This window comes from Streptomyces endophyticus (genome assembly GCF_035798155.1).
Classification (GTDB): domain Bacteria; phylum Actinomycetota; class Actinomycetes; order Streptomycetales; family Streptomycetaceae; genus Streptomyces; species Streptomyces endophyticus.
Genome location: NZ_JAOZYC010000148.1, coordinates 15611 through 29351, shown reverse-complemented (window position 1 = coordinate 29351; position 13741 = coordinate 15611). Strand labels below are relative to the sequence as shown.

Genomic DNA, 13741 nt, shown 5'->3' with positions numbered 1-13741 from the left:
GTGCGTCACCCCACCAGCGCCGCCCGCACACACAGCACATCCGGCAGATGCGACGCCACCTGCTCCCACGTGTCGCCGTCGTCGGCGGACGCGTACACCTCGCCGTTGCGGTTGCCGAAGTAGACGCCCGCCGGGTCGTTGTCGTCCGTGCACAGGGCGTCGCGGAGGACCGTGCCGTAGTGGTCGTCCGCCGGGAGGCCGTGGGTGAGGGGTTCCCAGGTGGTGCCGGCGTCCTGGGTGCGGTAGACGCGACATCGGTGGTCGGCAGGGACGCGGTCGATGTCCGCGGTGATGGGGAAGATGTACGCCGTGTCGCCGCGGTGCGGGTGCGCGGCCGCGGCGAAGCCGAAGGTCGAGGGGAGGCCCTCGCCGATGTCGAGCCACTTTCCGCCGCCGTCGTCGCTCCGGTACACGCCCCAGTGGTTCTGCAGATAGAGGCGGTCGGGGTCGGCGGCGTCCCGCGTCACCTTGTGCACGCACTGGCCGAACTCGGGGTTCGGGTCCGGGAGGAAGACCGCGGCCACCCCGGAGTTGGCCGGGTCCCAGCTCTCGCCGCCGTCCGCCGTGCGGAAGACCCCCGCCGTGGAGACCGCCACCGTCACCGCGCGCGGGTCCCGCTCGTCCGTCAGGATCGTGTGCAGGCCCTCTCCGCCGCCGCCCGGCACCCACTGCGAACGCGTGGGGTGCTCCCACAGCGGGCGGCACAGCTCGAACGTCTCGCCCCGGTCCTCCGAGCGGTACAGCGCCGCCGGTTCCGTGCCCGCGTACACCACGTCCGGCTCTGAGGCCGACGGGTGCAGCTGCCACACCCGCTCCAGCGAAGTCCCGGTGAACTCGGGGAACTTGACGGCCGGCTTGGACGGCTCGGTCCAGGTGCGGCCCAGGTCGTCCGAGTGGAAGACCGACGGGCCGTAGTGCGCGCTGTCGCCGCCCGCGAGGAGCCGTGGTCGCTCCCCGCGGGTGTCGATGGCGACCGAGTACACCGCCTGCGCGTTGAAGTACGGGCTCGCGTCGAACTCGAAGGACGCCGAGCCGGGGCCCGAGCCGCCCATGCGCTTGCGGCCCAGGAAGAGGCCCTTGCGGGTGCCTACTGCCAGTAGTACGTCAGTCATGCCGATACCTTCCGAAACGTCGTTGTCTCCAGGTATCGGTCAGTCTGCACCCCACCACTGACAACGGCCCCCGCGTGGACCATCGCCGCAGGTCAGGCCGGTGTCGGCACCGCCAGCGGGAAGTGGCACGCGACCCGGTGATCCGCCGAGTCCGGCGTCGAGACCGGCGGCTCCGTCGTCGCGCAGACGTCCTGCGCGACGGGGCACCGCGTGCGGAACCGGCAGCCCGACGGGGGCTTCGCCGCCGACGGGGTCTCGCCGGTCAGCGGGGTGCCGACGGCGGCCGCCTCCGGATCCGGCACGTTCACCGTGTCGAGCAGACCACGCGTGTAGGGGTGGAGCGGGTGTGCGTAGACCTGCTCGGCGGGGCCCACCTCCACCAGCTTGCCCAGGTACATCACGCCGACCGTGTCCGCGAGATAGCGGACCACCGCCAGGTCGTGCGAGATGAACAGGTAGGTGAGGCCGCGTTCGCGCTGCAACTCCCGCATGAGGTTCAGGATCTGCGCCTGGACCGACACGTCGAGCGCCGACACCGGCTCGTCCGCCACCACCAGGTCGGGGGAGAGCGTCAACGCCCGTGCCAGGCCGAGCCGTTGCCGCTGGCCGCCGGAGAACTCGTGCGGGTAGCGGTGCACCGCGCCGCGCGGCAGGCCCACCGCGTCGAGGAGTTCGCCGATCAGCTTCTCCTGCTCGGCCTTGTCGCCGACGCCCTGGATGACCAGTGGCTCGCGCAGGATCTCGCCGACCCGCATCCGCGGGTCCATCGCCGCCGTCGAGTCCTGGAACATCAGCTGGACGTCGCGGCGGTGCGCGCGCCGTTCCGCGCGCGACAGTTCGGCGCGGTCCCGGCCCCCGAAACGTACGGAACCCGCCGTCGGCTCCTCCAGGCCCGCCACGATCCGGCCGAGCGTCGTCTTGCCGCAGCCGGACTCGCCGACCATGCCGAACGTCTCGCCCTTGCGGATGCTCAGCGACACCCCGCCGACCGCGCTGACCGTGCCCTTGCTGCGCGAGAACGGGCCGCCCTTGAGCGGGAACTCCTTGACCAGCGTGTCCAGTTCGACCAGGACGTCGCCGGGGGCCGGCTGCGTCGGGATCGGGGCCGGTGCGATCACCTCGTCCGGTGTGCCGGCGTCCGTCTCGTGCGGCACCGGGTGGAAGCACGCGAACCGGTGGTCCGCGCCCTGAGCCTCGTCCTCTTCGAGGAACGGCTCCAGCGTCCGGCAGTCGTCCGTCGCGAACAGGCAGCGCGGCGCGAACCGGCACCCCGTGGGCCGCACCGTCAGGCTCGGCGGCAGGCCGGGGATGGTGTGCAGCTCCGTCTCGTTGTCCGCCGCGCGTTCGGGCAGCGCCGCGAACAGCGCCTCCGTGTAGCGGTGCCGGGGGCGGGCGAACAGGCCGCGTACATCGGACTGTTCAGCCACCTGGCCCGCGTACATCACGGCCACCTTGTCGACCCGGTTCGCGATGACGCCGAGGTCGTGCGTGACCAGGATCATCGCCATGCCGAGCCGCTCGCGCAGACCGTCGATGAGCTCCAGGATCTGGTGCTGCGTCGTCACGTCGAGTGCCGTCGTCGGCTCGTCCGCGATCAGCAGCTTCGGCTCGCAGACCAGGGCCATGGCGATGGCGACGCGCTGGCGCATGCCGCCGGACAGCTGGTGCGGATACGCCTTCATCCGCTCGGCCGGCTGCGGCATGCCGACGAGGCGCAGCGTCTCCTCGGCGCGCGCCCACGCCTCCTTCTTCGACACGTCCCGGTGCAGCAGCAGCGGCTCCGCGACCTGCGCGCCGATCGTCATCGTCGGGTTCAGGGAGGTCAGCGGGTCCTGGAACACCATGCCGATGGTGTTGCCGCGCACGTCCTGGAGGACCGGGGCGGACGCCGCCGCCAGGTCCTGCCCTTCGAACATGATGCGTCCGCCGGTCACCTCGCCGCCGGGCGGCAGCAGGCCGAGGACGCTGAGCGCCGTCATGGTCTTTCCGCAGCCGGACTCGCCGACGATGCCGAGTGCTTCCCCCGGCGCCAGTTCGAGCGAGACGCCGTCGAGGGCGTGAACGGTGCGGTCGCGCGTGGAGATGTCGACGCGCAGGTCTTCGATCCTGAGCAGAGGCTCGGTCATGTCAGCTTTCCTCGGTCCCTTGCGTTGCCTTGTCCCACGTGAGCGCTACTTGCGCAGCCGTACTTCGAACGCGTCGCGCAGTCCGTCGCCGATGAAGTTGAACGCGGCGACGACCAGGACGATCGCGATGCCCGGCGGGAAGATCAGCCACCAGTAGCCGTTCTGCGTGTAGGTGATGCCGGCGGACAGCATCGAGCCCCAGTCGGCGGAGGGCGGCGGGATCGACAGGCCGAGGAAGGCCAGGTAGCTGACGTAGAGGATGGCGTCGGCGATCTGGAACGTGCAGTTGACGATGACCGTGCCGATGGCGTTCGGGACGATGTGCTTGAAGACGGCGCGGGCGCCGCCACCGCCCATCATCCGCATCGCCTGTACGTACTCCCGGTTGCGCAGGGACAGCGCCTCGCCGCGCACCAGGCGGGCGGGGGAGAGCCAGGCGACGCCCGCGATGATGAGGATCAGGATGCCCTTGCTGGGCGTGATGATCGCGGCGACGACCACGAGCAGGAACATCGCCGGGATGGCGAGCGCGGCGTCGGTGATCCGCATCATCGTCGCGTCGACCCAGCCGCCGAAGTATCCGGCGACGGCGCCGTACACGGTGCCGAACAGGGTCGCCAACAGGCCCGCCGCCAGGCCGATCTCCAGGGACGTCTGCCCCGCGACCATGAGCCGGCCCACCATGTCGTAGCCGAGGTCGGTGGTGCCCAGGAGGTGGCCGGACGTGCCCGGCGTCAGGTTCGCACGGGACAGGTCGGTGTGGATCTGCTCGGTCGGGTGGACCAGCGGGCCCAGGTAGCAGAAGGCCAGGAGCAGCGCGAGCAGGATGACGCCGCTCAGGGCCAGCTTGTTGCCCGTGAACACGCGCAGGGTGCGGCGGGCCAGCGAGGGCGTGGCCTGCGCGGCCTCCTCCTGCCCGGGTATGGCAGAGGTCGTCACAGTGGTGGTCATGACACGCTCCGGATCCGCGGGTCGAGGACGGCGTACAGGATGTCGGTGAGCAGCGAGCCGAGGACGGTCGCGATGCCGACGACGAGGGTCACGCCGAGGAGGACGGGGAAGTCCGAACCCTGTGCGGCGTTCCAGAACAGCAGCCCCATACCGGGGTAGTTGAACATCGACTCGACGACGAGGGCGCCGCTGAACAGGGTCGGGAGGTAGAGGCCGAGCAGGGTGGCGAGCGGGATCAGGGCGTTGCGCAGCACGTGCTTGACCATGATCCGGCGGCTCGACTGGCCCTTCGCCATGGCCGTGCGCACGTATTCCTCGGTGAGGTTGTCGAGGACCGCCGAGCGCATGTAGCGGCTGAACATCGCCACGATCCCGAACGCCATGGTCACGACGGGGAGGATCAACCCGGATATGTCGCCGAGCAGTTGCCCGATCGTCTCGCCCTGCGGGGCCTCCGCCGGGAAGATCGGCAGCACCTGCGCGAACAGGATGATCATGATGAGGCCGAGGAAGAACACGGGCGTCGCGTACATCAGGAACGCGAGGCCGGTCAGCGCGTAGTCGGACGCCTTGCCGCGCCGCACCGCCTGAAGGAGACCGAGCGGCACCGCGATGACCACCGCGAGCACCGTCGACATGAAGGTGAGCAGGAGCGTCTTCGGCAGGCGCTGGGTGAGCAGGTCGAGCACCGGCGAGTTGAGCTTGTACGACTCGCCGAGGTCACCCGTCACCAGACGCTTGAGGTACATCAGGTACTGCGTCGGCAGCGAACGGTCGTAGCCCTGCACGTGGTTGAAGTGCTCGATCTGCTGCGGGGTGCCCTTGGGGCCGAGGATCGCGCGGGCGGGGCCGCCCGGCAGCAGGTGCAGCAGGGTGAAGACGATGATCGAGACGAGGAACAGGACGACGAGCGCCTGAAGGAAACGCTTGACCAGAAAGCCGGTCACTGATCGGCTCCCTTCTTGACGTTCTTGACGTTCTTGGAGTCCTTGACGAAGTACCAGTGCGACGGTGCGAACGTCACGGTCGGGTTCTGCTCGACGCCGCGCAGATCGTTACGGATCACCGACACCTGGTACGCGGGGTTCGGCATCCACATCACCGGTAGCTGCTTCGCCAGGTACTCGCCGTACTCATGGACGGCCTTCATGTCGGGCGCGTACTGCACGGCGCGGATGAGGCTGTCGGCCTTCTTGTCGCTGTAGTTGCCGAAGTTGGAGGAGGCTCCGGTGGAGAAGAGCTGCTCGCCGCTCGGGTTGAGCGGGTAGTACCAGCTGCCCGCCGTGCCGAAGAAGGACATGTCCCAGGTGCAGCCGGGGTCCTTCGCCTTGCACGGGACGGAGTTGCCGAGCACGGAGTTCAGCGGCTGCTGGCGCACGCTGAGGTCGATACCGGCCTTGCTGAGCGACGACTTGAGCTCCTGCATCATGTTCGTCGTCTCGGTCGATCCGGACTGCGAGAGCAGGGTGAGGGTCAGCGGGTCGTTCTTCCCGATGCCCTTGCCGCACTCGTCGTCGCCGGTGCCGGGCCGTACGCAGCGCGCCGTGCCGTCGACCGTTTTCCAGCCGTGCGCCGACAGCAGCGACCTGGCCTTGGAGACGGAGAACGGGTACTGGTTGTGCGCCATCTTCTTCGACAGGTACTGGCTCTTCGGCGTGACCGGGACCGGGCCGAGCGTCGAGGTCGCGCTGCCCTGCCAGATGACCTTGCTCATCGCCTTCTGGTCGACGAGGTGCTGCATCGCCTGCCGGATGTAGAGCTGGTTCATCTCCGGGCCCGCGTGCGTGGAGTTGAAGTTGTAGACGATGTAGGTGGCCGCCCAGCCCTCCCACGGGTCGACGCGGTACCCCTTGTCCTCGAACTTCTCCTTCTGCGCCATCACCGACGGCGGGATGTAGCCGTAGTCGACGCCACCGGAACGCAGCACGTTGTACTCGGAGTCGGCGGTGGTGAACGGCTTGAAGACGACCTTGTCGAGGTGCGGGCGCTCCGACTTGGGGCCCGTGTACTTCTCGTTCGGGACGAGCGTCACCTGCCCGTTGTCCTGCCAGCCGGCCAGCTTCCAGGGCCCGTTGACGGTCTTCCACAGCGGGTCGCTGCCGTACGAGCCGAGGCTCTTGGCGTGCTGCGTGAGCCGGGCGAAGACCGCCTTGGCGCCCTTCGTGGTGCGGTCGAAGTCGCCGACCTCGCCGCCGTCCTTCTTGGCGTCCCAGGCGTGCTGGGGCATGGCGCGCATGAGGGAGAGCTGGTTCGCCGTGAACCAGTCCGGGTTGTACGCCCGGTCCAGGTGGAGCCGCACCGTGTGGTCGTCGACGACCTCGAACTTCTTCACGTTGTCCGGCATGGTGCCGACCGAGTAGCTGCCCCAGTCGACTTTGTTCGCCTTGACGAGGTTGAACCAGAACTCGAGGTCGCGCGAGGTCACTTCGGTTCCGTCGGACCACGTGCTGCTCTTGCGCAGCGGCACGGTGACCGTCTTGTTGCCGTCGCTGTACTTCGGCTCCAGGCCCAGCGTGCTCGGGCCGTGGGTGACCAGTTCGCCCTTCTCCTGCACGGCGTCGTACACGGGAGTGAAGAGCTGGCTCAGGATCGCGTAGTTGTAGGAGGCGCCGTAACCGGGGGCGCCGATCGGGAAGATCCAGTTGGGGGTCGCCGCGGGCGGCAGGGCCATGGTGGCCGTGCCGCCCTCGACGGGAGTGCCGCCCGTGCGGCCCATGGCGATGCTGCCGGCCTCGTGCGTACAGCCGGTGAGCGCTACGAGCGCCGCCGCGAGGGCGAGCGCCGCGGACGCCTTTGACCTGAGGGAACGCATGCCGAAGGGCCTCCAAGGGGACGGGATCCGGCCCCGTGTGAAGATTCGACGAGGGGCGCCCGAACGCTAAGTCGACCGTTCGAAGCAAGTCAATAGGTTCATTCGGAAAGTAGTTCAAAATCGGTGGGGCCTGGCGGACTTGGTTCGTCAGTGGTTAGTGTTCGGTCCGACCTCGAACGAACTAACCGAAGTAAGTCTCCAGGGGGACCGGATGACGGACACCGCGAACGAAGGCGAGCCGGGTTCGGCCCGGCACATACTCCGGCTCGTCTCGTCCGGAGCCGCCTCCTCCCGCGCCGACCTCGTCAGGGAACTGGGCCTCGCGCCCTCCACCGTCTCGCTGCGCGTGCAGGAGCTGGTGGCCCAGGGCGTGCTCACCGAGTCCGGCGAGGGCGCCTCGCGCGGCGGGCGCAGGCCCCGGCTGCTGCGGGTCAAGGCGCAGGGCGGCGTCGCGCTCGCCGCCGACCTCGGCAGCCGGCACGCGCGGCTCGGCGCCGTCGACCTCGGCGCGGCCGTGCACGACGCCGTCGACCTGCCGCACGACATCACCGCGGGCCCCGAGTCCGCCGTCGACTGGCTCTGCGCCCAGGTGGCCCGACTCGCCGAGAAGCAGCGCGAGTCGGGGCGGACCGTGCGCGCGCTCGGCGTCTCCTTCCCGGGTCCCGTCGACCCGGCGGACGGCCGCGTGCTCAGCCCCTCGCGGATGCCGGGCTGGCACCGCTACCCGCTGCGCGACGTCCTCACCGAGCGGCTCGGCATGCCGGTGACCGTCGCCAACGACGCCACGATGATGGCGGTCGGCGAGCACCGCACCTCCCGGCCCGAACTCGACCACATGGTCGTCGTGAAGGCGGGACGCGGCATCGGCAGCGGCGTCATCGTCGCGGGCCGCCCGCACGACGGTGCCAACGGAAGTGCCGGAGACATCAGCCACGTCCGCGTCGAGGAGGCCGGCGAGCGGCCCTGCTCCTGCGGGAACATCGGCTGCCTGGAGACCGTCGCGAGCGGCGCCGCCCTCATCCGCGAACTCGCGGCGCGGGGCGTCGAGGTGGCGAACACCACCGAGCTGCTCCGGCTCGTCGCCGACGGGGACCCCGTCGCCACCACCCTCGTACGGGCCGCCGGACGGCACATCGGGACCGTGCTCTCCGTCGTCGTGAACTTCTTCAACCCGCGGGCCGTCGCCATCGGCGGCGTCCTCGCCACCGCCGAACCCCTCGTGGCCGCCATCCGCGGCGTGCTCTACGAGCGCTGTCTGCCGCTCGCCACGGCGGACCTGGAGATCACCACGACGGCCGCGGGCCGCGACGCGGGCCTGCTCGGCGCGGGCCTCACGGCGCTGCACCAGAACCTGTCGTCCACCGCCACCGCCCTTAAGGAAGAGAGCGTCCACGCATGACGAGCACCACCCCGATCACCGGCCGCCGCCTGCGCATCGGCATCGGCGGCATCGGCATCGAGTCGTCCACGTTCTGCCCGCACCGCTCCACCGCCGACGACTTCCGGCAGACGCGCGGCCAGGATCTCCTCGACCGCTATACGTGGACGCGGCCCGACTCCGACCTCGCTGAGCACGTCGAGTGGGTGCCGCTGCTGCACGCGACGTCGCTGCCCGGCGGCCCGGTGGAGGCCGAGTCGTACCTGATCCTCAAGAACGAACTCGTCACCCGCATACGGGAGGCGGGCCCGCTCGACGGTCTCGTCTACGACATCCACGGCGCCATGAGCGTCATCGGCCTCACCGACGCCGAGGGCGACCTCACCGAGGCGGTCCGCGCGGCGCTCGACCACAACGGCACCCCGGACGACCCGGCGCAGGGCCGCCCGATGATCTCCACCGGCATGGACCTGCACGGCAACGTCTCCCGCCGCTTCGCCGAGCCCATCGACCTGCTCACCGCGCACCGCCTCGCCCCGCACGAGGACGCCTGGGACACCCGCGAACGCGCCGCCCGCAATCTCGTGCACTGCCTGCGCGAGGGCGCCCGCCCGCACCGCGCCTGGGTCCAGGTCCCGGTGCTGCTGCCCGGCGAGAAGACCAGCACCCGCCTGGAGCCCGCCAAGTCCCTCTACGCCTCGCTCGCCGACATCGAGCAGAAGGACGGCATCCTCGACGCGGCCATGTGGGTCGGCTACGCCTGGGCCGACGAGCCGCGCTGCAAGGCGGCCATCGTCGTCACCGGCGAGGACGCCGAACTGGCCGCGCAGGAAGCCGAGTCGCTGGCCCGCCGCTACTGGGACGCCCGCAAGGACTTCCTCTTCGTCGGCCCGACCGGCAGGGCAGAGGAGTGCGTCGACAAGGCCGTCGCCTCCGACAAGCGGCCGTTCCTCATCAGCGACTCCGGCGACAACCCGACGGCGGGCGGCGCGGGCGACCTCGCGTACATGCTGGGCAAGCTGCTGGAGAACGACGCGATCCGCACGGGGAAGGTCACGGCCGTGCACCCGGGCATCACCGACCCGGTCGCCGTCGCCCGCTGCTTCGAGGCCGGGGTGGGCGCCGAGGTGACGCTCTCCGTCGGCGGCAAGGTCGACGCGAATCACGGCGGTCCCTACGAACTCACCGGCACCGTCGAGGCGTTGCAGCGCGCGGCCGACCAGAAGGACCGCGCGGAGGGCGGGGCGTACGACCGCGGTGTCGACATGGCGGCCGTCCGCGTCGGCGGCCTTACCGTGATCCTCGTCGAGCGCCGCAAGCCGTTCCACACCCTCGCCGACTTCACGGGCCCTGCCGAGGGCGGCCTCGGCATCGACCCGCGGACGTACGACGTGGTCGTCGTCAAGATCGGCTACCTGGAGCCGGAGCTGCACGACATGGCCGCCGACTGGCTGCTCGCGCTCACCCCCGGCGGCGTCGACCAGGACCTGCTGCGCCTGGGACACCACCGGGTGGAGCGCCCGCTGTACCCGTTCGACGAGGACGCGTACGAGGACGCGTACGAGGGCGGGGCGGGCCCCGACCTCACACCCGTCATCCTCTGAGCCGTCCGGGGCTCAACTCAGCCACTCCGACTCGTACTTCTTGTACGTGCCGTCGTGCGTCGTCAGGTGCACGAACTGGTTCACGTACTCGTGGAAGTCGCGGTCGCCGCGCGGTGTCGCGTACGCCTTCTCCGCGAACGAGAACGGCTTGTCGGGGTGGATCGAGCACAGCTCGGGGTGGAGCTTGGACTGGTAGAGCGTCTCGCTCGCGTCCGTCATCATCACGTCCGCCCGGCCCGCCACGATCTCGTCGAAGATCGTGCGGTTGTCCGGGTGGAGCTTGATGGTGGCCTGCTTGATGTTCGCGCGGGCGAACTGCTCGTTCGTGCCACCGGGGTTGACGACGACGGTCGTCCCGGCCTGGTCGATGTCCTTGAGCGTCTGGTACTTGTCCTTGTCCGCGCAGCGCACGATCGGCGTCTTGCCGTCCTCGCGGGTCGGCTCGCTGAAGTACACCTGGCGGGCGCGCGGCAGCGTGATCGAGACACCGCCGACGGCGACGTCGCACTTCCCGGCCGCCAGGTCGCTCGACAGATTCGCCCATGTGGTGTCCACCCACCGGGCCTTGGCGTCCAGGCTCTTCGCGAGGTCCTTCGCCATGTCGATGTCGATGCCGCTGTACGAGCCGTCCTCGGGGTCCTTGTACGTGAACGGCTTGTAGTCGCCGGTCGTGCACACACGCAGCACGCCGGACTTGGGGACCGAGTCGAGCAGGCTGACCGGCTGCTTCTTGGCGGACTGCTGGGTGGCCGACGGCGCGGCGGGCGCGGCGGCGGTCAGACTCAGGAGACACACCAGGGCGGACAGGGTGGCGACTCGTTGTCTGGACGTGCGGCGGCTCATCGCGACGGCTCCTCGGCGTGGTGGGTGCAGTGTGAACTGATCGTCCGGCGACACACTTTGCCAGAAGAGCGGACCCGCTACGCCGCCGTCTCGCTCAGCGTCCGCAGCAGCAGCGCGGTGACCGGAGCCGTCTCGTGTCCTTCGAGGACGAAGGCCGAGACGCGGCGGCCGCCCGCAGGGGCGAGCGGGAGGGCCACGACGTCGGTGTGCCGCAGGAGAGGCAGTGTCATGCCGGGCACCAGAGCGACGCCCGCCCCGGCGGCCACCAGTTCCTGCACCGCGAGGTTGTCGTCGGTGGTGAAGGCGATGTCCGGCGCGAAGCCCGCCGCCGCGCAGGCGGCGACGAGGTGGCCCCGGCATCGTCGGCACCCGGCTATCCAGCGCTCCCGCTCCAACTGCACCAGCTCCACGCGGCCGTTGCCGGCGAGGGCGTGGCCGACCGGGAGCAGCGCCATCAGCGGATCGTCGAGCAGCGGCAACTCGACCAGCCCCTCCTCGCTGCCGTGCTCGCCGGCGTTCCCCGGTGAGAAGGCGAGTGTCAGATCGCACCGTCCCTCGCGCAGCGCGCGCAGTGAGTCGGGCGGCTCCTCCTCCAACAGCTCGACGCGGATGCCCGGATGGGCCGCGGCGACGCGGGCGACGGTCGCCGGGAGCAGGGTGGCGTTGGCGGCGGGGAAGGCGCAGACGCGGATCCGCCCCGACTCCAGGCGGGTGATCGCCTTCAACTGGCCGTGCGCCGTCTCGATGGAGCTGAGGATGCCCGTGGCGTGCCGGGCCAGTAGCTGCCCGGCGTCCGTGAGCCGCAGACCGCGCCCCGCCCGGACGAACAGCGGCGTGCCGGCGGCGCGTTCGAGCGCCTTCATCTGCTGGCTGATGGCGGGCTGCGTGTACCCGAGGTCCCGCGCCGTCGCCGCATAGGAGCCCGTGCGCACGACCTCGGCGAACGTCTGGATGTGCCGCGAGTCAAACATGCGTACAAGCTATGGGGTTCATCCCGCAAGTCAAGATCGGTAACCGTTTCTTGGGGTGACCAAAGAAATACGATGTAGACCTTGCCGCGCCCGTGCGACAGTGTGTCCGAACCTCATGTTTACCGAGGTCAGTGCCGGTCCCGCAGTCCGGACCGACGTGCTCTCGGCCGCCCGTGCCGGGCACCGCCCGCTCCTCCATGTCCCAGGGAAGCCCCGTGACTTCAACCGCACGCCTCGCCCGCCGCTGTGTCCCGATCGCCGCCGCGGCCTGCCTCGTGGCCCTGACGACCTCGTGCAGCAAGAGCGCCGATGTCACGACGACCGCGGGCGGGGTGAAGCTGGTCCACAAGGGCAAGCTGACCACCTGCACGCACCTGCCGTACGCGCCGTTCCAGTCGGAGAAGAACGGAAAGGTCGTCGGCTTCGACGTCTCCCTGATGGACCTCGTGGCCAAGCAGCTCGGGGTGAAGCAGGACATCATCGACAAGTCCTTCGAGACCATCAAGACCGGGGCCGACCTCAACGCGGGCCTGTGCGACGTCGCCGCGGCCGGCATGACCATCACGCCCGAGCGCAAGCAGAACCTCGACTTCTCCGACCCCTACTTCGACGCCGACCAGGCGCTGCTCGCCCGCAAGGGGGTCGACGCGAAGAGCCTCGACGACATCAAGGGCAGCAAGCTGAAGCTGGGCTCCCAGGCCGCCACCACCGGCGAGGACCTGGCCCACAAGAAGGGCGTCGACTCGCAGTCCTTCGAGAGCTCCGACGCCGAGCTCAACGGGCTGCGCACCGGGCAGGTCGACGTCCTCGTCCAGGACTACCCGGTCGTCCAGAACTGGCTGAAGGACTCCGCGGTCAAGGACAAGTTCGTCCTCGTCGGCACCGTCCCCACCGGCGAGGAGTACGGCTTCGCCGTGAAGAAGGGCGGCAACCCGAAGCTGCTCGCCGCGGTCAACAAGGCGATCGGACAGGCCAAGAAGGACGGCACGTACAAGAAGCTCTACGAGCAGTGGATCGGCCCGATGCCGAAGGACGGGGCCGCTAAATGAGCACCGTCAAGACACCTTCGGTGGACGGCGGTTCAGGGGGTGATGCCACACCGCGCATGCGCATGTCGCCGCGCCGCAGGCGCAAGGTGACGCGCGTCGTCCAGTACGTGGTCCTCGCCGTCGCGGTGCTGCTCGTCGCGACGCTCGCCGACTGGGGGCAGCTCCAGCGCCAGTTCCTCGAACCGTCCGTGGCCCGCCGGATGTTCCCGGACCTGATCACGACCGCGCTGGTCAACACGGTGATCTACACCCTCACCGGGTTCGTCGTCGGCCTCGTGCTCGGCCTGGTCATCGCCCTGATGCGGCTGTCGTCGGTGGCCCCCTACCGGTGGCTCGCCTCGATCTACATCGAGTTCTTCCGTGGCCTGCCCGCCCTGCTGATCTTCATCTTCATCGGCGTCGGCGTGCCGCTCGCCTTCCCCGGCACCGCCCTGCCCGGCGGCGTCTACGGGCAGGTGGCCATCGCGCTCGGCCTGGTCGCCGCCGCGTACATGGCCGAGACGATCAGGGCCGGCATCCAGGCCGTGCCCCGCGGCCAGATGGAGGCCGCGCGCACGCTCGGCATGTCGCGGACCCTGGCGATGCGCTCGATCGTCATCCCGCAGGCCTTCCGCATCATCGTGCCGCCGCTCACCAACGAACTGGTCCTGCTGTTCAAGGACTCCTCGCTCGTCCTCTTCCTCGGTGTCTCCCTGGAGACCCGCGAACTCACCAAGTTCGGCCGGGACCTGGCAGGCGAGACCGCCAACAGCACGCCCATCTTCGTCGCGGGCCTGTGCTATCTGCTCGTCACCGTCCCCCTGGGCTATCTGGTGCGCCGCCTAGAGGCGCGGCACGCGAAGGCCAGGTGAGCGGGGCGTGGCACATGACACCAAGGACGCACCGAACGGCACCG

General features: G+C 69.9%; 11 protein-coding genes. 4 read left to right on the top strand and 7 right to left on the bottom strand.

Translation table 11 applies throughout. The annotated features are described in order from the left end of the window. Positions 1 to 5: 5 nt before the first annotated feature. The 5 genes from OKJ99_RS28690 to OKJ99_RS28670 form a co-directional block, all read right to left on the bottom strand. Entirely contained in the window at positions 6 to 1112 is a 1107-nt protein-coding gene (locus OKJ99_RS28690) for a WD40/YVTN/BNR-like repeat-containing protein (protein ID WP_326020704.1), read from the bottom strand. Between the two features lie 92 nt (positions 1113 to 1204). After that, on the bottom strand, positions 1205 to 3238 hold the full coding sequence (locus OKJ99_RS28685) for an ABC transporter ATP-binding protein (protein ID WP_326020702.1): 2034 nt from the start codon (positions 3236 to 3238) through the stop codon (positions 1205 to 1207). Between the two features lie 45 nt (positions 3239 to 3283). Then, on the bottom strand, positions 3284 to 4189 hold the full coding sequence (locus OKJ99_RS28680) for an ABC transporter permease (protein ID WP_326020700.1): 906 nt from the start codon (positions 4187 to 4189) through the stop codon (positions 3284 to 3286). After that, positions 4186 to 5136, bottom strand: coding sequence for an ABC transporter permease (locus tag OKJ99_RS28675; protein ID WP_326020698.1), 951 nt, complete (start codon positions 5134 to 5136; stop codon positions 4186 to 4188). Before OKJ99_RS28675 ends, OKJ99_RS28680 begins: the two co-directional genes overlap by 4 nt. After that, positions 5133 to 7001 (bottom strand): peptide ABC transporter substrate-binding protein, encoded by a 1869-nt coding sequence (locus tag OKJ99_RS28670; protein ID WP_326020696.1) that lies wholly within the window; start codon positions 6999 to 7001, stop codon positions 5133 to 5135. The genes OKJ99_RS28675 and OKJ99_RS28670 overlap by 4 nt, the downstream gene beginning before the upstream one ends. A 211-nt stretch (positions 7002 to 7212) precedes the next feature. On the opposite strand from OKJ99_RS28670, the gene OKJ99_RS28665 reads away from it, so the two are divergent. Together OKJ99_RS28665 and OKJ99_RS28660 are read left to right on the top strand one after the other, a co-directional pair. After that, positions 7213 to 8400, top strand: a complete 1188-nt coding sequence (locus OKJ99_RS28665; protein WP_326020694.1) for an ROK family transcriptional regulator — start codon at positions 7213 to 7215, stop codon at positions 8398 to 8400. Then, positions 8397 to 9983: a M81 family metallopeptidase gene (locus tag OKJ99_RS28660; RefSeq protein WP_326020693.1), complete on the top strand. Its 1587-nt coding sequence runs from the start codon at positions 8397 to 8399 to the stop codon at positions 9981 to 9983. The genes OKJ99_RS28665 and OKJ99_RS28660 overlap by 4 nt, the downstream gene beginning before the upstream one ends. Before the next feature lie 12 nt (positions 9984 to 9995). On the opposite strand, the gene OKJ99_RS28655 is transcribed toward OKJ99_RS28660, so the two are convergent. Then, positions 9996 to 10826, bottom strand: coding sequence for a transporter substrate-binding domain-containing protein (locus OKJ99_RS28655; RefSeq protein WP_326020692.1), 831 nt, complete (start codon positions 10824 to 10826; stop codon positions 9996 to 9998). A 77-nt stretch (positions 10827 to 10903) separates the two neighbouring features. Further along, a complete protein-coding gene (locus OKJ99_RS28650) occupies positions 10904 to 11797 on the bottom strand; it encodes a LysR family transcriptional regulator (RefSeq protein WP_326020691.1) in 894 nt (297 codons plus the stop codon). 197 nt (positions 11798 to 11994) lie between these two features. Here OKJ99_RS28650 and OKJ99_RS28645 point away from each other — a divergent pair, with 197 nt between their 5' ends. Continuing rightward, positions 11995 to 12846 (top strand): transporter substrate-binding domain-containing protein, encoded by an 852-nt coding sequence (locus tag OKJ99_RS28645; RefSeq protein WP_407700783.1) that lies wholly within the window; start codon positions 11995 to 11997, stop codon positions 12844 to 12846. Positions 12847 to 12902: 56 nt separating this feature from the next. Further along, positions 12903 to 13697 carry an amino acid ABC transporter permease gene (locus tag OKJ99_RS28640; protein WP_326020760.1) on the top strand — a complete coding sequence of 265 codons (795 nt, stop codon included), beginning with the start codon at positions 12903 to 12905 and terminating at the stop codon, positions 13695 to 13697. Positions 13698 to 13741: the final 44 nt, after the last annotated feature.

Bases quoted from the DNA above. Each gene is read 5' to 3' on its own strand.
- OKJ99_RS28690 (WP_326020704.1), bottom strand. From the start codon at position 1,112: ATGACTGACGTACTACTGGCAGTAGGCACCCGCAAGGGCCTCTTCCTG.
- OKJ99_RS28685 (WP_326020702.1), bottom strand. From the start codon at position 3,238: ATGACCGAGCCTCTGCTCAGGATCGAAGACCTGCGCGTCGACATCTCC.
- OKJ99_RS28680 (WP_326020700.1), bottom strand. From the start codon at position 4,189: ATGACCACCACTGTGACGACCTCTGCCATACCCGGGCAGGAGGAGGCC.
- OKJ99_RS28670 (WP_326020696.1), bottom strand. From the start codon at position 7,001: ATGCGTTCCCTCAGGTCAAAGGCGTCCGCGGCGCTCGCCCTCGCGGCG.
- OKJ99_RS28665 (WP_326020694.1), top strand. From the start codon at position 7,213: ATGACGGACACCGCGAACGAAGGCGAGCCGGGTTCGGCCCGGCACATA.
- OKJ99_RS28660 (WP_326020693.1), top strand. From the start codon at position 8,397: ATGACGAGCACCACCCCGATCACCGGCCGCCGCCTGCGCATCGGCATC.
- OKJ99_RS28655 (WP_326020692.1), bottom strand. From the start codon at position 10,826: ATGAGCCGCCGCACGTCCAGACAACGAGTCGCCACCCTGTCCGCCCTG.
- OKJ99_RS28650 (WP_326020691.1), bottom strand. From the start codon at position 11,797: ATGTTTGACTCGCGGCACATCCAGACGTTCGCCGAGGTCGTGCGCACG.
- OKJ99_RS28645 (WP_407700783.1), top strand. From the start codon at position 11,995: ATGTCCCAGGGAAGCCCCGTGACTTCAACCGCACGCCTCGCCCGCCGC.
- OKJ99_RS28640 (WP_326020760.1), top strand. From the start codon at position 12,903: ATGCGCATGTCGCCGCGCCGCAGGCGCAAGGTGACGCGCGTCGTCCAG.